Below are 21,639 nucleotides of genomic sequence, written 5' to 3'. Positions count from 1 at the left end.
GGATCCAGATCCGAAAACGGGAAAAGGCCTGCCGACGGGCAGGCCTTTTCGTTCGGCCGGAGCCGGGTTGTCCGGACAGCCGGCCTTCGCACCCGCGTATCACGCGGGCACGAGGCTGATGCTCAACGCGTCTTCTTGGCGCGGCTGCGGCGCGAGGCCTGCGAGTCGACCTGGGACGCGCCGTCGCCCAGCGACTTCGGCACCGCGACACGCGCCTTCTTCGAAACTGTCTTGGCCGCCGCCGACTTCCTGGCGGACGTCTTCTTTGCCGGGGCCTTCTTGGCTGCGGCCTTCTTCGCAGCAGGCTTCTTCGTGATCTTCTTGCCGGCCGTGGCCTTCTTCGTTGCGACCGTTCGGCCGTTCACGCCGAGCTCGCGCGCGGCCAGCGTGCTTTCGGTATTGAGCTTGTGCAGCTCGATCTCGAACTGCTTGAGCGCGCGGTCGAAGATCTCGGCCTTGTCCGCCGTGCGTGCGTTGGCAGCGCTCGGCTTCTGCCCGGTGCGACGCGCTGCGGCGATGCTTTGACGCTGTACCAGCTGGCGCTGCTTGTCGCGCAGGTCGCGGCATCGCTTGATCGCGGCGATCAGATCCTTGACCTGCCAGGGGCCCTTGGATTCGACCAGGGCTTTCTCGCGTGCGCTCAACAATGCAGCTTGTTTCGTGGACAGCTTCATGCGACTTGATTTCCTGTGATGTGGAAGTTGAACGCGCATCATATTCCACGAAGGCGATGCATGCGCAGGCTGATTACTCGCTTGTCAGGCGTGCAAGGTCGGCGCCAACGGCTGTTCGGCCGAGGCTAGCGTCATCGGTTGGGCCCGGCGGTTTCGCTGCGTCACGAAGCAGGCCCGTATCGTCTCGGGCCAGCTTCGTCTCCACTGCCGGTTGGCGGTAGCGGTTCAGCGCAGGCGTTTTCGAAGCGCATTCCACAGGTGGCGTCGCGCGTTGTAGACGTTCACCCCCAGTACCAGCGCGGTCAACCAGATCATGCCCTCGGTGCTCAGCGCGACCGAGGTCGTCAGCACGATCAGCGCGGTCCTGCCCACGTCCATCGCGATGCCGACGCCCAGCGCCAGCCAGGCGAAGATACAGATCGCCGCGCCCAGGTAGAGCCAGCGGGTGCCGCGACGGCGGGACTGTGCAGAGCGCGCCTGCAGCGGTTCCAGCGAAGCGTTCATCGGGCCGCCTCCTTGCCGCCGGCCGGCAGCAGGTCCTGCGGCAGCGGTGAGGACGCGGTCTCCATCACCCCGACGTTGGACACGATCCACCAGCGCTCGCCGTCGTTGAGCAGCTGGAAGTGATTGATCCCGCGCATCAGCGGCTGTTCGTCGTCCAGACGCAGACGGACCTCGAAGCTGCTGGTCACCGAGGCCATCAGGTCGTGTTGTTCGACCCGGGTCACCAGCGGGATCTCGTGGAAACCGGTGTTGGCGTAGGCGCTTTCGGTCTGCGCGATCAGTTGCTCGGTGTCCATTGCCATGATCCCGGTCATCACCTCCGACTTCACCGCGATCGACATGCGCGCGCCGTCCAGGAACAGCGCCCGGAAACGGTCCCAGTCACGTTCGGCACCGGCATCGGCGGAGACGACGTCGTACAGCGCGTGCACGATGGATTCGGGCGATTCCCAGTCGCCGGGACCGCAGATCGCGCTGACCGGGAACGCCAGCGACAGGGCGAAGAGCAGGCCGGTGGCGCGGCGCATGGGACGGAAGGATCGGTGGGAACGGGTCATGTCATTCTCCTTTGAGCGAGTCGAGTGCGGCGTTGTCGAGTAGTCGGCCATCGAGCACGACGGCGTGGATGGCACGGGTGTTGCGGATGTCATCGAGCGGATCGGCGTCCAGCACCAGCAGGTCGGCCTCGTGGCCGAGCGCGACGCGGCCCAGGCGCCGTTCCGCGCCCAGGGCGCGGGCGGCGTTGACGGTGGCGGCGCGCAGGATCGTCGGCGTCGCTACCCCGGCGTCGGCCAGCAACTGCATCTCGCGGTGCAGGCTGATGCCCGGTGCGATCCACGGGTTGCTCATGTCGGTGCCCAGGGTCATGCGCGCGTCGGTGGCGTACAGGCGCACCGCCAAGCGCTGGACCTTCGGCCAGATCGCGCGGGCGCGGGCGAAATCCTCGGGCTTCCAGCCGATCGCGAAGGTGAACCAGTCGTTCCAGTTCGCCTGCAGGGCCGGGTGCGCGTAGCGGCGGGCGTCGACCTTGTAGTCGTTGTCCAGGTCCTGCACGAAGGCGGCGTGGAAGGCGACGAGGGTGGCGTCGAACACCGGGCGATGGCGCTGGAACGCGGCCACCAGGCGGTCGGCCCCGGGGCCGTCGGGGTCGAAGTGTTCCCACCACTCGAAGAACGCGAAGGTGCCGGCACGGGCGTCGGCCTGCCAGGCGCGCCGCGCCTGCGGATCTAGCAGGTCGGGGCTGGTCGGCATCAGGTGGACGATGCCGTCCAGCCCCATCTCCAGCGCGTCCGGCCAGGCGATCGCTTCCAGGTGCGCGACCGCGGGGCGTCCATGCGCGTGCGCGGCCTCGATGCCGGCGCGCAGTTGTTCGCGATCCAGTCCGGTATAGAGCTTGATCCAGTCCGCGCCTGCCTCGACCTGGGCATCGACCACGCGCCGGACCTCGTCCGCGCTGGCCGCTCCGGCGGCCAGTCCGCGGATCGCGGTGTTGTTGATCACCGGGCCGGCATCGAAACTCTCCGGGCCGGTCAGCCGGCCGGCATCGAGTGCCTCGCGGTAGCGTGCCGCCGCGGCCAGGTCGCCGCCGGGGTTGCGGATGGTGGTGACGCCGAACGCGACCAGCCGACGCGCATTGTGGGCGGCGATGGCATCGTCGGGGTCGGCGACCATGGTCAGCTGGCCGCGTTCGCGCCGCATCTCCAGCGGGCCCAGGGTCAGGTGCGCGTGCATGTCGATCAGGCCCGGCATCAGGTAGCGCCCCTGCATGTCGACGGTGTCCGCGTCGCGCCGACAGGACCGGCTCGCCGGCCGGGCGATGCGGACGATGCGTCCGTCCTCGACGCGCACGCATCGCGGTGCTGCGCTGCGTGCGCGCTCGACATCGACAATGCGGACGTTGTCGAGTGCGATCGCGTTGGAGGGCCGGGCAACGCTGGCGGCCGGGGCGACGGCCACACTCGCGGCGAGGGCCGCGGCGGCGGTCAGCCAGGGCAGGGATGGGATAGGCATGGTCGGCATGGACTCCGTTCGGGAAGTGATGCCCCCTCAGTGGTCCCGTGCCGCCGATTTCTTACGCAGGAAAACAATTTCCTGCCGGGTGTAAGAAACTGCCTCCTGCCGTCGACTGATCGGTGATGGGTATCGGATCGCAGCACTCTTCCATGCATTCTTTGTGGCCCCAAGTCGAGACCTTCTATCCGCAGCTGTGGCGCGCGGTGTGCGGCTATGAGCGCAACCCGGCGTTGCGTGACGAATTGATGCAGGAGGTGCTGCTGGCGGTATGGGAAAGCCTGTCGAAGCTGCGCGAACCCGATCGCCTGCTGCCGTTCGTGCTGCGCATCGCGCACAACCTCGGCGCCAGCCATGTGCGCTCGTCGATGCGCACGCCGGCGCTGGTCGAGTTCGATACCGAGATGCATGAATCGCTGTCGCGGGCGTCGGAGAGCGAGGCCGAGCGCGCCCGGACCCAATGGCTGTTCGAGGCGCTGGCGACCCTGCCGGTGAGCTTCAGGCAGCCGTTGATGCTGCAACTGGAAGGCTTCGACTACCAGGAGATCGCCGACATGCTCGGCATCAGTCCCGACAACGTCGGCGTGCGCATCCATCGCGCGCGCGAACGACTCAAGAACCTGTCCCGGCAGGAGGATGCAGATGAACTTCGATGACGATCTGAAGGCGGCATGGCAGAACGAAGTCCGCCCGACGCCCCCGCGCCAGTTGACCGACCGGGTGCGCCGGCACCGGCAGCGTCATCGTCTGCAGCGCGGGCTGGAGGTGGTGCTGACCTGCGTGGCGGTGGGCGTGTTCGGCTATGCGCTGATGTCGCGCACCGCCGGGCCGACCCACTGGTTGCTGCTGCCGTTCTTCATGGTGTTCCTGCCGGTGGTCTGGAGCGTCGTCCTGCGCGCTCCGGCCCCGCGTGGCGGCGATGCCAGCGAGGCCCCCCAGGTCTATGCGCGGCTGCGGCTGTCGCAGCTGCGCTCGGGGCTGCGCGACCTGTGGCTGGCGCGCCGGGCCGCCATTGCCCTGCTGGCCTATGCGCTGATCGCGCTGGCGGTGAGCTGGTCGTTCGGCGACGCGGTGTGGCGTGGCGCGGCGACCACTCTGCTGATCTATGCGTCCGGATGGCTGCTCGCGACCTTCGCGTACAGCCATCGCCTGCGTCGACGCCGGTTGCGCGAATACCGCTCGACCCGGCGGATGCTGGGGCCCTGAGCGGTCGGGCGTCTGTCCGCCGCGTGCTCGTATGGAACTGATGTGTCCAGGCAGAGAGATCTGCTGGCATCCATGGCGATGCGTTACCGACTTCGTTCGGCCTCTGCCCGGCCATCCCTGGCCGGGCGTTCGTCAGCGCATGAGTCAGCGGCTCATGAGCGCGCTTCCTCATCCTCGCCAATATCCTCGTTCCACACCTCGGGATTGGCGGCGATCCAGTCGCCAAGCATGGTGATGCAGCGTTCGTCGGCAAGGTCGATGACGTTGACACCGTTCTCGCGCAGCCAGTCGATGCCGCCACCGAAGTTGACCGACTCGCCGACCACCACGGTGCCGATGTTGAACTGCCGCACCAGTCCGCTGCAGTACCAGCACGGGGCGAGGGTGGTGACCATGATGGTGTCGCGGTAGCGGCGCTGGCGGCCGGCCTTGCGGAACGCGTCGGTCTCGCCATGTACGGACGGGTCGCCTTCCTGCACACGGCGGTTGTGACCGCAGCCGAGCAGGGTGCCGTCGTTGCGGTACAGCGCGGCGCCGATCGGGATGCCGCCTTCGGCGAGACCGGTGCGGGCTTCCTCGATCGCGGTGTCGAGCAGGGCGCGGTAGTCGGGGGTATCGATCATGACGGTTCCTTGTGCGGGTGTGTCTCGTGGTGCCCGGGGCGAAGCATCTCGACATGCGGGATGCCGTCCTCGACGTAGGGTTCCGACGCCGGTACGAAGCCGTGCCGGGCGTAGTAATGCTGCAGGTGCGACTGGGCGCCAAGGCGGATCGGCGTGCCGGGCCATTCGCGCTCGGCCAGGGCGATGCCTTCGCGCAGCAGCGGGTCGCCCAGGCCCTTGCCGCGCCAGCCCGGCGCGGTGACCACGCGGCCGATGCTGGGTTCGGCGAAGTCGCCGCTGCCGTGGCCGAGGCCCGGCGGCATGATCCGCAGATAGGCAACCAGCGAGCCGTCGGGCGCGAGGCCGAGCAGATGCCAGGCTTCGGGATGGCGATCCTTGCCGTCGATGTCGAGGTAGGCACAGTCCTGTTCGACCACGAACACCTCGCTGCGCAGGCGCAGCAGGTCGTAGAGGTGGTCGGCGCTCAGATCGGTGAAGCGGGCGAGGTGCCAGCGCAGGGCGGGAGTGTCGATCATGGCGTCATGATGCCAGTGGGTTTGCTTTTCCACGAGCTACGGGAGCGTGTCCAGGAGTCGGTGGCCATGCGGTTTGCGTGACCGTCTGCGGCATGGATGCCGCAGTCGAGCCCCCATGGATGGGTTTACGGCGTGTCACGCAAACCGCATGGTCACCGGCTCCCCGCGCGGAGAACAGATCAATGGCCGGTTTTTTCGCCCCGGATCGGCGACAATTCCATCCATGAGCGAGCAGCCTTCCAAACAGCACACTTCCGGCACCACCCATTTCGGCTTCCGTGACGTGCCGGTCGGCGAAAAGCAGAAGCTGGTCGGTGAGGTGTTCTCCTCGGTCGCCGGCAAGTACGACCTGATGAACGACCTGATGAGCCTGGGCATCCACCGGGTCTGGAAGCGCTACTTCGTCGCCACCGCCCAGGTCAGGCGCGGCGACCGCGTGCTCGACCTGGCCGGCGGCACCGGCGACATCGCCCTGCTGCTGCGCGACCGCGTCGGCGAGACCGGCAGTATCGTGTTGGGCGATATCAACGGCGAGATGCTGCGGGTCGGTCGCGATCGGATGACCGACATCGGCCGGGTCGCCGGCTTCGAGTACGTGCAGATGAACGCCGAAACGCTGCCGTTCCCGGATGCCAGCTTCGACCTGGTCACGATCGCCTTCGGCCTGCGCAACGTCACCGACAAGGATGCCGCGCTGCGCGAGATGCATCGCGTGCTCAAGGTCGGCGGACAGGCGCGGGTGCTGGAGTTCTCCGAGGTCAAGGCCGACTGGTTCAGGCCGCTCTACGACTTCCACTCGTTCAAGGTGATGCCGGCGCTGGGCAAGTTGTTCGCGAACGACAGCGACAGCTACCAGTACCTCGCCGAGAGCATCCGCAAGCACCCGCCGCAGGCCGAACTGCAGGCGATGATGGAGACGGCCGGCTTCGCCCGCTGCCGCTACCGCAACCTGTCCGGCGGGATCTGCGCGATCCACACCGGCTACAAGGTTTGAAGCGGACCCTCACCCCAACCCCTCTCCCGTAAACGGGAGAGGGGCTTTCAAAGGCCGCAACGCTCAAAGCCCCTGTCCCGCTTGTGGGGTGAGACAGCACCGTTTCACGCCACTGGCGCGCGTGCTGTCGAACGCCCGAAGGCTATGCCTGAGGGCCGGGGCGCGGAGCGGGGTTGGGATGAGGCCGGGCGGGCAAGGCGCTAAACTCGGAGGTTCATCCGTATCCGTGGACCTGCGCATGCGCTCTTCCCTGCTGACCCTGTGCCTTGCCGTCGCGCTCGCTGCCGGCTGTTCTTCCGAACAGGCCGCGCCGACGGTCGATCCTGTCGCCGCCCCCTCTGATGCCCAGGGCAGTGCCGTGGCCGCCGAACACGACGAAACCTCCTACGCCGAGCCCGACTCGGTCCGGATCAAGGACCTGGCGCTGGCATTGGATGTCGATTTCGACAACCGCCAGCTCACCGGCAGCGCCACCTACACCCTCGACTGGGTCGATCCGGCCGCCGGCCGGCTGGTGCTCGACACCCGCGACCTGGCGATCGAGAAGGTTGTCGGTGAACTCCCGGATGGCAAGTGGAAGGACCTGACCTTCGTCGTCGACGAGGCTCACGACATCCTGGGCAGCAAGCTGACCATCGCCGCGCCCGAGCGCAACCCGCGCATCCGCGTCACCTACACCACCTCGCCGGAGGCGTCCGGGCTGCAATGGCTGACCCCGGCGATGACCGAGGGCGGCAAGACGCCTTTCATGTTCAGCCAGTCGCAGCAGATCCACGCGCGTTCGTGGGTGCCGCTGCAGGACACCCCGCGGGTGCGCTTCACCTACACCGCGCACGTCACCTCGCCGAAGGATGCGATGGTGCTGATGAGCGCCGACAACGATCCGGCTGCGGAGCGTGACGGCGACTACCACTTCGCCATGCCGCAGCCGATCCCGTCCTACCTGCTCGCGATCGCCGCCGGCGATCTGGTGTTCAAGCCGATCAGCGGACGCAGTGGCGTCTGGGCCGAGCCGTCCGCGGTCGACAGATCGGTGGCCGAGTTCGCCGACACCGAGAAGATGATCGAGGTCACCGAGCAGCTGTACGGCCCCTACCGCTGGGAGCGTTACGACATGCTGGTGCTGCCGCCGTCGTTCCCGTACGGCGGCATGGAGAATCCGCGCCTGAGCTTCATCACCCCGACCGTGATCGTCGGCGACAAGTCGCTGGTCGGGTTGATCGCGCACGAGCTCGCGCACAGCTGGTCGGGCAACCTGGTGACCTTCTCCACGCCGCGGGACGGCTGGCTCAACGAAGGCTTCACCAGCTATGTCGAGAACCGCATCATCGAGGAGCTGTACGGCAAGGATCGCGCCGACATGGAAAACGTGATCGAGCGCAACGAGCTGGCGGTCGAGTACGCCGAACTCGACCCGGCGCTGCAGGTGCTGGCCCAGCGTCCGGGCACGGTCAAGGACCCGGATGCGTCGAGCAGCGCGACCGTCTACACCAAGGGCGCGTGGTTCCTGCAGTTCCTGGAGCAGCGCTTCGGCCGCGAGGACTTCGATCCGTTCCTGCGTGGCTACTTCGACCACTTCGCTTTCCAGAGCATCCCGACCGCCACCTTCGTGGAGTACCTGAAGGAGAATCTGATCGACAGGCATCCGGGCAAGGTGTCGATGGACGAGGTCGAACAGTGGATCCATGAGCCGGGCATTCCGGACAACGCGCCGAAGATCGTTTCGCCGCGCTTCGACGCGGTCGATGCCGCCCGCGCTGCCTGGCTGGCCGACGGCGTCCTGCCGGACAAGTCGCTGACCGGCGGTTGGAGCACACAGGAGTGGGTGCACTTCGTCGAGGGCATGCCGGAAACGCTGTCGGTCGAACAACTGTCCGCGCTCGATGCCGCCTATGCCTTCACCGGAACCGCCAACGGCGAGATCGCCATGCGCTGGTATCCGCTCGCGGTGCGCAGCGGCTACGACCATGTCAACCCGGCGGTCGAGGTGTTCCTCGAGAAGATCGGCCGCCGCAAATTGATCATGCCGACCTACGAAGCGCTGGTGAAAACGCCGGAAGGCCTGCAGTTGGCCGAGACGGTGTTCGAGAAGGCGCGTCCCGGCTACCACCCGATCACTACCGGCTCGGTCGAGGCGGTGATCGCGAAGGCGAAGTCGCAGTAATTGCCTCGTCACTCCCGCGAGAGTGGGTTGGCTTGTCGTGCCGCCGCCTGCTGGCGGCGGTCCAGGGCGCGGTCGCCATGCGAACGCCCATGGATCCCCGCAATCGGCCATTTGGCCGCGGTGAAGTGCTATACGGGGATGACGACACGAGCCGGTGGCGAATGAGTTGCCGTTGAACGAGGACATGCCGATGATCCATACCGCCCTGCGTACCGCCCTTGCCGTGGCCCTGCTGGCCGCACTCGCCGCTTGCGGCCCGAAGGCCGACCCGGAAGCCGAGCGTGCCGCCCGCGCGCAGGCACGCGAACAGGCCGCCGAAGCGATGGCGAAGGAGTTCGACAAGGCCTACGCCGATGGCAACTGGACCCTGGCCCGGGCCCACGGCGACATCCTCAATGCCGAGTATCCCGGCAGCGAGGCCGCCGAGCGTATCGCCGAACAGTACGAGCAGGCCCGGGCCAGGGCGCTCGAGCAGCGCGAGCAAGCGCGTCTGCAAGCCCTGTGGACCTACCAGCGCCAGCCGTTCAAGGACGGCACCCAGGTGTCGGCCTCGATCTTCGCCCGCGACCGCGTCGACACCGACGGCAGCGGTGCCAGGCCGGTGCAGCTGATCTTCCGCGACAACCCCGAGTGGGGCACCAGCAGCTACCTGGTGCTGGAGGCCGGCGATTTCGACTGCTACGGCGGCTGCAAGGTGAAGATGAAGGTCGACGACGCCGAGCCCAAGCGCGTCGACGCCCGCCGGCCGAAGACCGACGAGGCGATCGCGATGTTCATCGAGGACGAGAAGATGCTCTGGCGCACCGCGAAGCAGGCGCAGCTCATCGAGATCGAGTTTCCGGTCAAGGCCGGCGGCACCCGCACCGCCGCCTTCGAGGTCGGCGGCCTCGCGCCGGAGAACCTGCCGGAGTGGAACTGAGTGCGGCAGGGTAGCCCGGGGTAAGCGCAGCGCACCCGGGGCTCACCGCAGTCGGTATGGCACCCCGGGTGCGGCCTCCGGCCTTACCCGGGCTACGGTGTTTTCCCGAGTCCCTTACAGCGCGTAGCCGAACTGCTGCTTGAACTGCTCGGCGAACTCGTCGTAGTCGAAGCGCTGGTTCTGGGTGCCCGGATGCTCCACCTTGAGCGCGCCCATCAGGTTGCCGATGCGGCCGATGGTCATCCAGTCGTAGCCCTTTTCGATGCCGAAGATCAGCCCGGCGCGGAAGGCATCGCCGCAGCCGGTCGGATCGGTGACGCGGCGCTCGTGCGCGGGCGGCACGTGGAGGGTCTCGCCGGGGGTGTGGATGTCCGCGCCCTGCGGACCGCGGGTGGTGATGTAGGCCTTGACCCGCTTGACGATCTCGTCTTCGTTCCAGCCGGTGCGTTCCTGCAGCAGGTTGGACTCGTAGTCGTTGACGGTGACGTAGTCGGCCTGCTCGATGAAGGAGCGCAACTCCTCGCCATTGAACAGCGGCATCGCCTGGCCGGGATCGAAAATGAAGGGGATGCCGAGTTCGGCGAACTCTTCCGCATTCTGGATCATGCCCTCGCGGCCGTCCGGGCTGACGATGCCGAAGCTCACGCCCGCCACGTTCTTCACGTGGTTCTCGTAGCTGCGCATCATCGCGCCGGGATGGAACGCGGTGATCTGGTTGTTGTCGTGGTCGGTGGTGATGAAGGCCTGCGGGGTGAACAGGTCGTCGAGTACCTTGACCTGGTCGAGGCGGATCTCCTGTTCCTCGAACCATTCGCGGTAGGGATCGAAGTCCTGGCCGACAGTCGCCATCGGGATCGGATCGCCGCCGAGCAGCTTGAGGTTGTAGGCGATGTTGCCGGCGCAGCCGCCGAACTCGCGGCGCATGCGCGGGACCAGGAACGACACGTTCAGGATGTGCACCTTGTCCGGCAGGATGTGGTTCTTGAACTGGTCCGGGAAGACCATGATGGTGTCGTAGGCCAGTGAGCCACAGATCAGAGCGGACATCGGGGGTACCGGTGAGGGGCGGCTGGGCCGCCGGGAACAGGGCCCCCGGAGGGGCAAACCCGGAAAGGGTAGCGGCTGGATGTCCGGCCGGCCAGCCTGAACGGGGATGGAGCGGTCCGGACAAGGGTGCCGGTTGGGCATGAGCCCCGACCGCAGCGTGATTTGGCGCGGTTTTCTCCTTGCCCGGCCTCGGTGCGGCAGGTAGGCTAGCCGGCCACCCCCGCACTCCTCCAAAGACGGCCCGTTCCCCGATGTTCAAGAAGTTTCGCGGCATGTTCTCCAACGACCTGTCCATCGATCTGGGCACGGCCAACACTCTGATCTATGTCCGCGGCCAGGGCATCGTGCTGAACGAACCCTCGGTGGTGGCGGTGCGCCAGGACCGCATGGTCGGCGGCGCCCGCACGGTGGCGGCGGTCGGCAGCGACGCCAAGCAGATGCTCGGCCGCACCCCGGGCAATATCACCACGATCCGGCCGATGAAGGATGGCGTGATCGCCGACTTCACCTATACCGAGGAAATGCTCAAGACCTTCATCAAGAAGGTCCACAAGTCGCGCTTCCTGCGCCCCAGCCCGCGGGTGCTGGTGTGCGTGCCGTGCGGCTCGACCAATGTCGAGCGACGCGCGATCAAGGAGTCGGCCGAGGAGGCCGGCGCACGCGAGGTCTACCTGATCGAGGAGCCGATGGCGGCGGCGATCGGCGCCGGCCTGCCGGTGACCGAGGCGCGCGGCTCGATGGTGGTGGACGTCGGTGGCGGCACCTCCGAGGTGGCGGTGATCTCGCTCAACGGTATCGTCTACTCGGCCTCGGCCCGGATCGGCGGCGACCGCTTCGACGAGGCGATCATCAACTATGTGCGCCGCACCTACGGCACCCTGATCGGCGAGGCCACCGCCGAGCGGATCAAGCTGGAGATCGGTTGCGCCTGCCCGCAGGACGACGCCCGCACCATGGAGGTGTCCGGCCGCAACCTCGCCGAGGGCGTGCCGAAGATGGTCACCCTCAACGCCAACGAAGTGCTCGAGGCGCTGCGCGAACCGCTGTCGGGGATCGTGGCGGCGATCAAGCTGGCGCTGGAGCAGACTCCGCCGGAGCTGTGCGCCGACGTCGCCGAGCGCGGCATCGTGCTGACCGGCGGCGGCGCGTTGCTGCGCGATCTCGACAAGCTGATCAGCGACGAGACCGGCCTGCACGTGCAGGTCGCCGACGACCCGCTGACCTGCGTCGCCCGCGGCGGTGGCCGCGCGCTGGAACTGGTCGACATGCACGGCAACGAGTTCTTCGCGCCGGAGTAGTTTGTATTCGGGGACGGGCCATCCGTGGCCCGAATCCGGCACCGTTTCAGGCCGGGCGCTTTTCCAACGGCCCCGGAACCGAGCCTGGGGCGCCGGTTACACTCTTTTCTCACTGCTATCTACTCTCGACTGGTCTTCAGTGCCCTCCTACGCCGGTTCCAGCTCATCCCATCGCTCCGGTGAAGTCGCCGGGACGCTCTGGTTGCTGGGCTATCTGGCGTTGGCGATGGTGCTGATCGTGCTCGACCACCGCGGCGGCTGGCTCAACAACGCCCGCAAGCAGGCCACGGTGCTGGTACAGCCGTTGTGGATGGTGGCGGGCTGGCCGGGGCAACTGGTGCACAAGGTCCAGGCCGACGCCGGCACCCTCAGCCAGCTCACCGCCGAGAACGCGCGCCTGCGCAACGAGGCCCTGGTCAACAATGCCCGCCTTGCCCGCCTGCAGACGGTCTCGGTCGAGAACGCGCGTCTGCGCGAACTGATGGGCGCGGCCGAGCACGGCCAGCTCGACGTGCAGTTGGCCTCGATCCTCGACATCGACCTCGACCCGACCCGCCAGCGGCTGGTGCTCGATGCCGGCAGCAGCGACGGCGTCCGCCTTGGCCAGAGCGTGATCGATGCCGGTGGCCTGATGGGGCAGGTGATCGATACCACGCCGATGCACGCCACCGTGCTGCTGCTGACCGATGCCTCGCATGCGGTGCCGGTGAGCGTGGCCCGCAATGGCGTGCGCCTGGTCGCCTACGGCACCGGCAGGCGCGACCGGCTCGAATTGCAGAACATTCCGATGTCGAGCGAGATCGAGGTCGGCGACTCGGTGGTTACCTCGGGCCTGGGCGGGCGTTTTCCGGCCGGCTTCCTGGTCGGCACCATCACTGCCCTGGAACCCGATGACAGCCGGGCGTTCCTGCTCGGCGTGGTCACCCCGGCCGCGCAGCTCGACAGGGGCCGCAACGTATTGCTGTTGCGCGAGAGGCGGGGTCAGGAGCGGCAGGCGCAACAGGCGCAACAGCAGCAGCCCGAGGCTGGAGCCGGGGAGGAGGACGATGCCACCCCGGGTGCCGAGCCCGCGGCCATTCCCCGATCACCGGCCGCGGATGCGCCGCAGGAGCGCCGGCCATGAGCCGTCCCCGCCGTCACTGGGTGATGCCGGTCAGCATCGTGCTGGCGCTGCTGCTGGGCCTGCTGCCGCTGCCGCCGGCGATCCAGCCGCTGCGGCCGTACTGGCTGGCGCTGGTGGTGGCCTATTGGGTGATCGAGGATCCCGAACGTCGTGGCCTGGGTTTCGCCTTCATCACCGGCCTGCTGGCCGATCTCGCCTTCGGCGGCCTGTTCGGCGAGCAGGCGCTGCGGCTGGTGGTGATGGCCTACATCCTGCAACGCTTCCGCGCCCGCCTGCGGTTCTTCCCGATGTCGCAACAGGCGCTGGCGATTGGCGGCCTGCTGCTCAACGATCGCATCCTGACCTGGGTCCTGCATGCCGCACTGGGACTGACGCCGATGCCGTCGGCGGCGTGGCTGGCGCCCCTGATCGGCATGCTGCTGTGGCCGATCGTGTTCGTGCTGATGGACACCGCACGACAGGGCAACTGGCGGAAGGGCTGAGCGATGCGTTCCCATCGCCGCGTCCTCAAGAACTCCCATGCCGAGGCCGAGCAGTTCCGCAACCGCGCCCTGCTGGCCTTCAGCGGGGTGGTGGTCGCGCTCGGCGTGCTGGCGGGGTGGTACTTCAACCTGCAGGTGCTGCAGCACGACGAGTACGCCACCCGCTCGGAGAACAACCGGATCAAGCTGCGCCCGGTGGTGCCTGCGCGTGGGGTGATCTACGACCGCAACGGCCGCATCCTCGCCGACAACGTGCCGGCGTTCCGGGTCGACGTGACCCCGGAGGAGGCCGGCGCCCCGGACAAGTGGCTGCCCGGACTGGCGGAGATCTTCTCGCTCACCGAAGAGGAGATCGAGCAGTTCGAAAAGGCCCGCCGCACCACCCGCGGCTTTCGCCCGATCACATTGAAGATGCGGGTCAGCGAGGACGAGGCGGCGCGGTTCGCCGTCGACCGCTGGCGCTACCCGGGCGTGGAACTGGTGTCCTACCTCAACCGCCGCTACCCGCATGGCGAGCTGCTCTCGCACGTGATCGGCTATGTCGGCCGGATCGATGAGGACGACCTCAAGACTCTTGGCGAGGCCAACGCCGCGCTGACCCACATCGGCAAGACCGGCATCGAGCGCTCCTACGATGAAGCGCTGCGCGGGCAGGTCGGTTTCGAGCGGGTCGAGACCAACGTCGAGGGACGTTCCATGCGAGTGGTCGGGCGGATGCCGGCGATGCCGGGTGCCGACCTGCGATTGAGCATCGACCTCGACCTGCAGCAGGCGATGGCCGATGCCTTCGGCGAGTTCGAGGGGGCGGCGGTGGCGATGGATCCGCGCACCGGCGAGGTGCTGGCGATGGTCAGCCTGCCGGGCTACGACACCAACCTGTTCGTCAACGGCATCTCGCACGCCGACTACAAGACGCTGATCGACAACCCGTCGCGGCCGCTGTTCAACCGCCTGGTGCTCGGCGGCGTGGCGCCAGGGTCCACGCTCAAGCCGCTGATCGCGCTGGCCGGCCTGGACAGCGGCATGCGCCAGCCCGAGGACCGGGTGATGTCCACCGGCATGTTCTACCTGCCCGGCGTGCGTCGCGGCTGGGGCGACGCCAGTCGCGGCGGCCACGGCTGGACCGATCTGCGCAAATCGATATCGCACTCGGTCAATACCTATTACTACAAGCTGGCATTGGATCTGGGCATCGAGCGTTTCGCCCACTACATGCGCGAGTACGGCTTCGGCGAGCCGACCGGGGTGGACCTGGTCGGCGAGATCGGCGGCATCCTGCCCTCGCCCGAGTACAAGATGCAGATGCGGCGGGAGCGCTGGTACCCCGGCGATACGGTCAACGCCAGCATCGGCCAGGGCGACTGGAAAGTGACCCCGCTGCAGCTCGTCCGCAGCATTGCCGGCATCGCCGACGGCTCCCTGCGCAGGCCGCATCTGACGCTGGAGCAGCGGGGCGGGTTCGAGGCCCCCTGGCAGGCGTTGCCGCAGCCGCCGGGCGCGCCGATCAGCTCCAATCCGGAGAACCTGCAGGTGGTGCGCGAGGGCATGGCGGCGACCATGCAGCCCGGTGGAACCGGCTGGCGGATGGCGCTCGGCGCCGAGTACACCATGGCAGGCAAGACCGGCACCGCGCAGGTCACCAGCCGGCGCGACAATGCCGCGGTCGACCCGCGCAGCCTGCCGCTGCACCTGCGCCATCGTTCGCTGTTCGTCGGATTCGCCCCGGTCGAAGACCCGACCATCGCGGTGGCGGTGGCGGTGGAAGGCGGTGGCTACGGCGGCAGCACGGCCGCGCCGATCGCGCGGAAGATCTTCGATGCCTGGCTGACGGGCGCGATGCCGGAGCCCGCAGCCGACGAGCCGGTGCCGGCCACGATCGCCGAGTCGGATGGTGGCCCTGCCGGCGCCGAAACCCCCGAAGCCGGGCCCGCCGTGACGGAAGCACGCCGATGAGCCTGATCCTGCGCTGGCTGTTCGACCTTGGCGTCCGCTTCGGCCGCACCCTCGACTGGATGATGCTCGGCGCTCTGCTGGCGCTGATGGGCATCGGGCTGGTGGTGCTGCACAGCGCCAGTGGAGGGTCGCCCCACCTGGTCATTGCCCAGGGGAGCCGTTTCGCGGTTGGCCTCGGCGCGTTATGGCTGATGTCGCGGATATCGCCTGCGCAGTTGCGCAACTGGACGCCGCTGGTATTCGGATTGACCCTGGTGCCGTTGCTGGCGGTGCTGTTCATCGGCACCGGCAGGCACGGTGCGCACTGGATCAACCTTGGGGTGATCTATTTCCAGCCGGCGGAGTTGATCAAACTGAGCCTGCCGATGATGGTGGCCTGGTACCTCAACCGCCGCGCGCTGCCGCCACGCCTGGACGTGGTGCTGGTGGCGGCGGTGATCATCGCCGTGCCGACCGCGCTGATCCTGCTGCAGCCGGACTTCGGCACCGCCATGCTGGTCGCGGTCAGCGGCGCTTTCGCGCTGTACCTGGCCGGATTGCCGTGGTGGTGGTTCGGGACGGCGTTCGCCGGCGTCGCGGCGGTCGCGCCCGCGGCCTGGTTCTGGCTGCTCAAGCCCTACCAGAAGGACCGCATCTTCACTTTCCTCAATCCCGAGTCCGATCCGCTCGGCGCCGGCTGGAACATCATCCAGTCGAAGATCGCGATCGGTGCCGGCGGCCTGTCCGGCAAGGGCTGGGGGCAGGGCAGCCAGTCGCACCTGAACTACATCCCCGAACACACCACCGACTTCATCTTCGCCGTGCTCAGCGAGGAGTTCGGCTGGATCGGGGTGGTAGTGGTGCTGGCGCTGTACCTGTTCGTGGTCGGCCGTTGCCTGTGGATTGCCGCCGAGGCGCGCGACGGTTATTCGCGTCTGCTGGCCGGTGCGCTCGGGCTGGCGTTCTGCGTGTACGTGATCGTCAACGGCGGCATGATCGCCGGCCTGCTGCCGGTAGTGGGTGTGCCGATGCCACTGCTCAGCTATGGCGGTACTTCGGCGGTGTCGCTGCTGGCCGGACTCGGCGTGGTGATGGCGGTGCGGGTGTACAAGCCGGTGCACGCCCGGTAAAGCTGACTCGCAACCAATCCGGCGCCGCTCGCGCGGTTTTGCAAGCCGCGTGCGCATGCTAGCCTCGCTGCGATGACCGCAACCGCCGCCCGCAGCGTCCTGACCGGTGCGCTGACCCTCGTCCTCGCCGCCTGCGTCACGCCGGCGACCCCCGCCACCTCCGGCGCTTCGGATGCCACTCCGGCCGGCAGCGTCCTGCCGGCGCCGGCGCCGGATGCGCCACCCGACCCGGCCCCGTCGCCAGCCACGCCCGCGGTTGTCCCGGGCACGCCGGCCTTGCCGGATCCGGTCAAACCGATGCCGCTGGAGCAGGCGCGCGCCGAGTTCATTCGCGACACCGCCGACAAGTACGGCGTCGACCGTGCGCACATCGCCTCGGTATTGGCCCAGGCGCAGAAGCACGACAGCATCATCACTGCGATGTCGCGGCCGGCCGAGGCCAAGCCCTGGCGCGACTACCGCCCGATCTTCATCAGCCAGGCCCGCATCGACGGTGGCCAGGCCTTCCTCGCCAGGCATCGCGATGCGCTGGCCCGGGTCGAGGCGCGCTACGGCGTGCCGGCCGAGATCATCGTTTCGATCATCGGCGTGGAAACCAGTTATGGCCGCGTCACCGGCAACTACAGGGTGATCGACGCGCTGTACACGCTGGCGTTCTTCTATCCGCGCAGCGGCGACCCGACCAAGGCCGATCGCGAGAACCGGCGCGAGGCCTTCTTCCGTGGCGAGCTGGCGCAATTGTTCGCGCTGGGCCAGGAGGCCGATCTCGACATCACCACACTCAAGGGCAGCTATGCCGGGGCGATGGGCTGGGGCCAGTTCATGCCGTCCAGCTACCGCGAGTACGCGGTCGACGGCAACGGCGATGGCAAGCGCGACCTGTTCAACAGCACCGACGACGTGTTCGCCTCGATCGCCAACTACTTCGTCGGCAAGGGCGGCTGGGTTCGTGGCGGGCCGGTGACGGTGCGTGCGACCCGCGATCCGGGCACCCCCGATTTCGAGCCCGAAGGCCTGGAGCCGGCCTGGAGCCTGGCCGACCTGGCCGCGCGCGGCTATCACCCGTCCACCCCGGTCGCGACCGGCGAGCGCGCGTTGCCGCTGAACCTGGATGGCGTCGGCGGCAAGGAATACTGGCTGGGCTTCCGCAACTTCTACGCGATCACCCGCTACAACATCTCCAAGCACTACGCGATGGCGGTGTACCAGTTGGCCGAGGCGATTGCCGGACGCGAGAACCCGCTGGCGGCAGCGGAACGTCCCGCAGAGATCAGCGACGCATGAGAAAGGCGCTGGCCGCCGCCGTAGTGTTGGGCCTGACGGCCTGCGCCGGCGCGCCGAAGAAGTCCGGGCCCGATGCCGCGGGTGCGAAACCTGCCGCCTCATCTTCCAGGCCCGCCACGGGTCGCAAGGTGTCGCCGTATGCGCCGGCGCAGGAGGACCCGAGTACCCGCGGGAACTACACCGCCGGCGGACTGTACAAGCCGGGCGTGCTCGACAGCACGCCGGATTACGTCCCCGATGTCGATGCGATTCCCGAGCCCGAAGTCGTCGACGAGCCGCGCTCGGCGATCGGCAACCGGCCCAGTTACACCGTGCTCGGCAAGACCTACAGGGTGATGGACGACCATCGCGGCTTCGTCGAGACCGGGACCGCGTCCTACTACGGTCAGAAGTTCCATGGTCGCCGCACCTCCAACATGGAGGTGTACGACATGTTCGCCTTCACCGCCGCGCACAAGTCGCTGCCGCTGCCCAGCTTCGCCCGCGTCACCAATCTCGACAACGGCAAGTCGGTGGTGGTGCGGGTGAACGACCGCGGCCCGTTCCACGACGGCCGCGTCGTTGATCTCAGCTATGCCGCTGCAGTCAAGCTCGACATCGTGCAGAAGGGCACCGGCCGGGTCGAGGTGCGGGCGTTGACGCCTGGCGAAGACGGGCCGCTGCTGGCGCACAACCGACGTGAAAAGCGCGGCGCCCGTGGCCGCGCCCGTACGGACGCGGATGCCGTGCCGGTCGTGCCCAGTGCGATGGACCGGTTGGTCTCCAGCATTCCCGCGGACACTCCTGCGGATATCCCCGCCAGGACGGGCCCGGTCGCATCCGCAACACCGCCCGCAACAGCAGAGACTCCCGTCGAGCACCGCTTCGACATGCGTCAGGACGGCAGGTCGATGACCGCCGACGAGTTCGATGCCTGGATGAAGGCCCGCCAGATCCGCATCGCCACCGGCCGTCCGGCTACGCCGCCGACCCGGTCAGCCGCCGCCGTGGGCACCGTGCATGAGCCCGTCGTGCGAGAGCCTGCTGCCAGCCAACCTGCTGCCAGCCAACCTGCTGTCAACCAACCCGCGGTCGCGCCCGCGCCCGACCAGGTCATCCTGCAGATCGCCAGCTTCGCCGCCCGTGCCAATGCCGACCGCGCGCTGACGATGCTCCGCGACGCCGGCATCGAACAGGTCCGCCTGCTCGATGCCGAGGCCAACGGCCGTCCAGTCTGGCGCCTGCATGTCGGTCCGCTGGCCGAGGCCGCCGCTCCCGGGCTTGCCGCCCGCCTGGTCGACCTGGGTTTTGGTCCGCCGCACCGCGTCCGCGATTGAGGGGAACAGTTGAGGTCCACCCCGATGTCCCCATCCTATAGTGCTGCTAACCTGCCTGTTCTGCTCGGTTGATTCGCCTGTAGAACCCACTTGTAGAGCCCTCTCTGTAAACCCGGCCGCCACGCGGCCCCGGAGCCGTTGATTCGATGAAGTTGGAATCTGTGAAAATCCGCGCTGCAGTCAAAGCGACCGCCCTGACCGCCATCACCACCGTCGTGGTCGGCTTCGCCTTCGCCCAGGCCCCCGGGTCCGGCGCCGAGGCACCGCCGACCCCGGGCCCCGCCCAGACTGCGGCCAGCGATGCCCTGCCGGTACCGCCGGCACCGGAGATCACCGGCACCGCCTGGATCCTGATGGATGCTGTCAGCGGCAACGTGCTTGCCGGCCACAACGTCGACCAGCCGGTCGAGCCGGCCAGCATCACCAAGGTCATGACCAGCTACGTGCTGGCTGCCGAAATGGCTGCCGGCAAGATCAATGAAGACGACCCGGTGATGATGAGCGAGAACGCCTGGCGCAAGGGCGGCGCGCGCACCGATGGCAGCTACTCCGGATTCGAGGTCAACAAGACCGCACCGCTGCTGGAGATGGAAAAGGGCATGGTGGTGCAGTCCGGCAACGACGCCGCGATCGCCCTGGCCGAGCATATCGCCGGCAGCGAGGAGGCCTTCGCCGCGCTGATGAACCAGTACGCCCAGCGCATCGGCATGAAGAACAGCCACTTCGTCAATGCCACCGGCCTGCCCGGCGAGGGCCACATCACCACCGCCCGTGACCTGGCCCTGCTCGGCCGGGCGCTGATCCACGACTACCCCAAGGCCTACTCCTACAACAAGATCAAGGAGTACACCGTCGGCTCGATCACCCAGTCCAACCGCAACCTGCTGCTGTGGCGCGATGCCTCGGTGGATGGCATCAAGACCGGCCACACCTCGGCTGCCGGCTACTGCCTGATGGCCTCGGCCCAGCGCGGCGACCAGCGCCTGATCTCGGTGGTCATGGGTTCGACCTCCGAGGCCCAGCGCGCCAGCGACAGCCAGGCCCTGCTGAACTGGGGCTTCCGCTTCTACGAGACCCACAAGCTGTACGAGCCGAACCAGGCCATCGCCAGCCAGAAAACCTGGAAGGGCAAGGCCGACGAGGTGAAGCTCGGGGTCGCCGAACCGCTGCTGGTGACCGTCCCGCGTGGACGCTACGAACAACTCAAGCCGATGATGGACGTGCCCAGGACCCTGGTCGCGCCGATCGAGCAGGGCCAGACCATCGGTGCGGTCAAGGTGATGCTTGACGACAAGATCATCGCCCAGCGCCCGCTGGTTGCTATCGAGGCGGTCGAGCAGGCCGGCTTCTTCAAGCGGCTGTGGGACGAATTCTGGATGTGGTGGGACTCGGAATAGGCACCGCCTTGGGTTCCGCCCCGGCCGGACCCATAATCGCTGGATGGAAATCAAGTCCGACAACCCTGAACACGGCTTCCAGTTTCCGGGCGACTTCGAGCTCAGCGCGATGGGCATGGCCGGCGCCGGACTGGAACGCGAACTGCCGCAGCGGCTGATGGACGCCGGCATTGAGGTCGAGAGCGAGTCGATCGACTGGAAGCACTCTTCCAACGGCAAGTACGTGTCGGTGCGGATCCGCTTCCGCGCCGAGAGCCGCGACCAGTACGACCTGGCGCACCAGGTGCTGCGCGACCATCCGGAAGTGAAGTGGACGCTGTAGCGGAAGCCCATCTCCACCCCAGCCCGCGCCTTGAAGGGGAGGGGGTGAAGGCCGCGCTGCTGCGTGACCTCGGGCGCCGGCCCTACGAACCGGTCTGGCGGGCGATGCAGGCCTTCACCGACGCCCGCGACGCCGATGCCCCCGACGAACTGTGGCTGGTCGAGCACGATCCCGTGTTCACCCTCGGCCAGGCCGGCAAGCCCGAGCACGTGCTGATGCCGGGCGACATTCCGGTCATCCACGTCGACCGCGGCGGCCAGGTCACCTACCACGGCCCGGGCCAGATCGTGCTGTATCCGTTGCTGGACCTGCGCCGGCTGAAGATCGGCGTCAAGGAATATGTCTGCACGGTCGAGCAGGCGATGATCGACACCCTGGCCGACTGGAACATCGAGGCGGTCCGCCGCGACGGGGCCCCCGGCGTCTACGTCGGCGACGCCAAGATCGGTGCGCTCGGCATCCGCGTCCGCCGTGGCTGCACCTTCCATGGACTGGCCTTCAACATCGCCATGGACCTGGAGCCGTTCCGGCGCATCAATCCCTGTGGTTACGAGGGGTTGCAGGTGACCTCGATGTTAGACTTGGGCGGCCCGTCCGGCCCGGATGCGGTCAAGCCGGTGCTCGTTGGGCATCTGGCCCGCCTGTTCGGGCTCAAGATCGAAACCGCGCCGCCGAGCATCTGATTTTCCCTTCTCCCGT

Annotated in this window: 21 protein-coding genes and 1 pseudogene; 15 read left to right on the top strand and 7 right to left on the bottom strand. The window is 67.8% G+C overall.

Annotated features, from left to right (window positions below; genetic code table 11):
- Positions 1-122: 122 nt before the first annotated feature.
- The 4 genes from FKV23_RS17280 to FKV23_RS14730 form a co-directional block, all read right to left on the bottom strand.
- Entirely contained in the window at positions 123-674 is a 552-nt protein-coding gene (locus FKV23_RS17280; protein WP_167285279.1) for a hypothetical protein, read from the bottom strand.
- Positions 675-899: 225 nt separating this feature from the next.
- Entirely contained in the window at positions 900-1,178 is a 279-nt protein-coding gene (locus FKV23_RS14740; protein WP_141624540.1) for a hypothetical protein, read from the bottom strand.
- Positions 1,175-1,735 carry a hypothetical protein gene (locus FKV23_RS14735; protein ID WP_141624539.1) on the bottom strand — a complete coding sequence of 187 codons (561 nt, stop codon included), beginning with the start codon at positions 1,733-1,735 and terminating at the stop codon, positions 1,175-1,177. Before FKV23_RS14735 ends, FKV23_RS14740 begins: the two co-directional genes overlap by 4 nt.
- A gap of 1 nt (position 1,736) precedes the next feature.
- Positions 1,737-3,188: an amidohydrolase family protein gene (locus FKV23_RS14730; RefSeq protein ID WP_141624538.1), complete on the bottom strand. Its 1,452-nt coding sequence runs from the start codon at positions 3,186-3,188 to the stop codon at positions 1,737-1,739.
- Positions 3,189-3,340: 152 nt separating this feature from the next.
- Between FKV23_RS14730 and FKV23_RS14725 the strand changes: the two genes are divergently transcribed.
- Positions 3,341-3,844, top strand: a complete 504-nt coding sequence (locus tag FKV23_RS14725; RefSeq protein WP_167285278.1) for an RNA polymerase sigma factor — start codon at positions 3,341-3,343, stop codon at positions 3,842-3,844.
- Positions 3,831-4,394, top strand: a complete 564-nt coding sequence (locus FKV23_RS14720) for a hypothetical protein (RefSeq protein ID WP_141624536.1) — start codon at positions 3,831-3,833, stop codon at positions 4,392-4,394. Before FKV23_RS14725 ends, FKV23_RS14720 begins: the two co-directional genes overlap by 14 nt.
- Before the next feature lie 152 nt (positions 4,395-4,546).
- Here FKV23_RS14720 and FKV23_RS14715 read toward each other — a convergent pair whose 3' ends face one another.
- Positions 4,547-5,017 carry a nucleoside deaminase gene (locus tag FKV23_RS14715; RefSeq protein ID WP_141624535.1) on the bottom strand — a complete coding sequence of 157 codons (471 nt, stop codon included), beginning with the start codon at positions 5,015-5,017 and terminating at the stop codon, positions 4,547-4,549.
- The gene (locus tag FKV23_RS14710) at positions 5,014-5,532 is read right to left on the bottom strand and encodes a GNAT family N-acetyltransferase (protein ID WP_141624534.1); all 519 of its coding nucleotides are present in this window, start codon (positions 5,530-5,532) and stop codon (positions 5,014-5,016) included. Before FKV23_RS14710 ends, FKV23_RS14715 begins: the two co-directional genes overlap by 4 nt.
- Positions 5,533-5,755: 223 nt before the next feature.
- Between FKV23_RS14710 and ubiE the strand changes: the two genes are divergently transcribed.
- From ubiE to FKV23_RS14695, 3 genes are all read left to right on the top strand, one after another.
- A complete protein-coding gene (ubiE, locus tag FKV23_RS14705; RefSeq protein ID WP_141624533.1) occupies positions 5,756-6,526 on the top strand; it encodes a bifunctional demethylmenaquinone methyltransferase/2-methoxy-6-polyprenyl-1,4-benzoquinol methylase UbiE in 771 nt (256 codons plus the stop codon).
- A gap of 238 nt (positions 6,527-6,764) precedes the next feature.
- Positions 6,765-8,690, top strand: coding sequence for a M1 family metallopeptidase (locus FKV23_RS14700; protein ID WP_141624532.1), 1,926 nt, complete (start codon positions 6,765-6,767; stop codon positions 8,688-8,690).
- 190 nt (positions 8,691-8,880) lie between these two features.
- Positions 8,881-9,609, top strand: a complete 729-nt coding sequence (locus FKV23_RS14695; protein WP_141624531.1) for a hypothetical protein — start codon at positions 8,881-8,883, stop codon at positions 9,607-9,609.
- A gap of 114 nt (positions 9,610-9,723) precedes the next feature.
- Here the strand turns inward: FKV23_RS14695 and FKV23_RS14690 are convergent, their stop codons facing one another.
- Positions 9,724-10,656 (bottom strand): carbohydrate kinase family protein, encoded by a 933-nt coding sequence (locus FKV23_RS14690; RefSeq protein WP_141624530.1) that lies wholly within the window; start codon positions 10,654-10,656, stop codon positions 9,724-9,726.
- A gap of 251 nt (positions 10,657-10,907) precedes the next feature.
- Here FKV23_RS14690 and FKV23_RS14685 point away from each other — a divergent pair, with 251 nt between their 5' ends.
- From FKV23_RS14685 to lipB, 10 genes and pseudogenes are all read left to right on the top strand, one after another.
- On the top strand, positions 10,908-11,954 hold the full coding sequence (locus FKV23_RS14685; RefSeq protein WP_141624529.1) for a rod shape-determining protein: 1,047 nt from the start codon (positions 10,908-10,910) through the stop codon (positions 11,952-11,954).
- A 139-nt stretch (positions 11,955-12,093) separates the two neighbouring features.
- Positions 12,094-13,059 (top strand): annotated as a pseudogene (gene mreC, locus FKV23_RS14680) (rod shape-determining protein MreC); the annotation flags it as partial.
- Positions 13,060-13,073: 14 nt separating this feature from the next.
- Positions 13,074-13,559 (top strand): rod shape-determining protein MreD, encoded by a 486-nt coding sequence (gene mreD / locus FKV23_RS14675; RefSeq protein ID WP_141624527.1) that lies wholly within the window; start codon positions 13,074-13,076, stop codon positions 13,557-13,559.
- A 3-nt stretch (positions 13,560-13,562) separates the two neighbouring features.
- Positions 13,563-15,512 carry a penicillin-binding protein 2 gene (gene mrdA / locus FKV23_RS14670; RefSeq protein ID WP_141624526.1) on the top strand — a complete coding sequence of 650 codons (1,950 nt, stop codon included), beginning with the start codon at positions 13,563-13,565 and terminating at the stop codon, positions 15,510-15,512.
- A complete protein-coding gene (gene rodA, locus FKV23_RS14665) occupies positions 15,509-16,621 on the top strand; it encodes a rod shape-determining protein RodA (protein ID WP_141624525.1) in 1,113 nt (370 codons plus the stop codon). Before mrdA ends, rodA begins: the two co-directional genes overlap by 4 nt.
- A gap of 72 nt (positions 16,622-16,693) precedes the next feature.
- Positions 16,694-17,905 (top strand): lytic murein transglycosylase B, encoded by a 1,212-nt coding sequence (gene mltB, locus FKV23_RS14660; RefSeq protein WP_141624524.1) that lies wholly within the window; start codon positions 16,694-16,696, stop codon positions 17,903-17,905.
- Positions 17,902-19,221: a septal ring lytic transglycosylase RlpA family protein gene (locus FKV23_RS17680; protein ID WP_141624523.1), complete on the top strand. Its 1,320-nt coding sequence runs from the start codon at positions 17,902-17,904 to the stop codon at positions 19,219-19,221. Before mltB ends, FKV23_RS17680 begins: the two co-directional genes overlap by 4 nt.
- A 146-nt stretch (positions 19,222-19,367) precedes the next feature.
- A complete protein-coding gene (locus FKV23_RS14650; protein ID WP_141624522.1) occupies positions 19,368-20,618 on the top strand; it encodes a D-alanyl-D-alanine carboxypeptidase family protein in 1,251 nt (416 codons plus the stop codon).
- 43 nt (positions 20,619-20,661) lie between these two features.
- Positions 20,662-20,940 carry a DUF493 family protein gene (locus FKV23_RS14645; protein ID WP_141624521.1) on the top strand — a complete coding sequence of 93 codons (279 nt, stop codon included), beginning with the start codon at positions 20,662-20,664 and terminating at the stop codon, positions 20,938-20,940.
- 44 nt (positions 20,941-20,984) lie between these two features.
- Entirely contained in the window at positions 20,985-21,623 is a 639-nt protein-coding gene (gene lipB / locus FKV23_RS14640; RefSeq protein WP_141624520.1) for a lipoyl(octanoyl) transferase LipB, read from the top strand.
- Positions 21,624-21,639: the final 16 nt, after the last annotated feature.

The sequence above is a fragment of the Lysobacter alkalisoli genome (genome assembly GCF_006547045.1).
In the GTDB taxonomy this organism is placed as follows: Bacteria; Pseudomonadota; Gammaproteobacteria; order Xanthomonadales; family Xanthomonadaceae; genus Marilutibacter; species Marilutibacter alkalisoli.
Note: the sequence above shows the minus strand (reverse complement) of the source record. Positions and strands in the feature narration are given on the sequence as shown.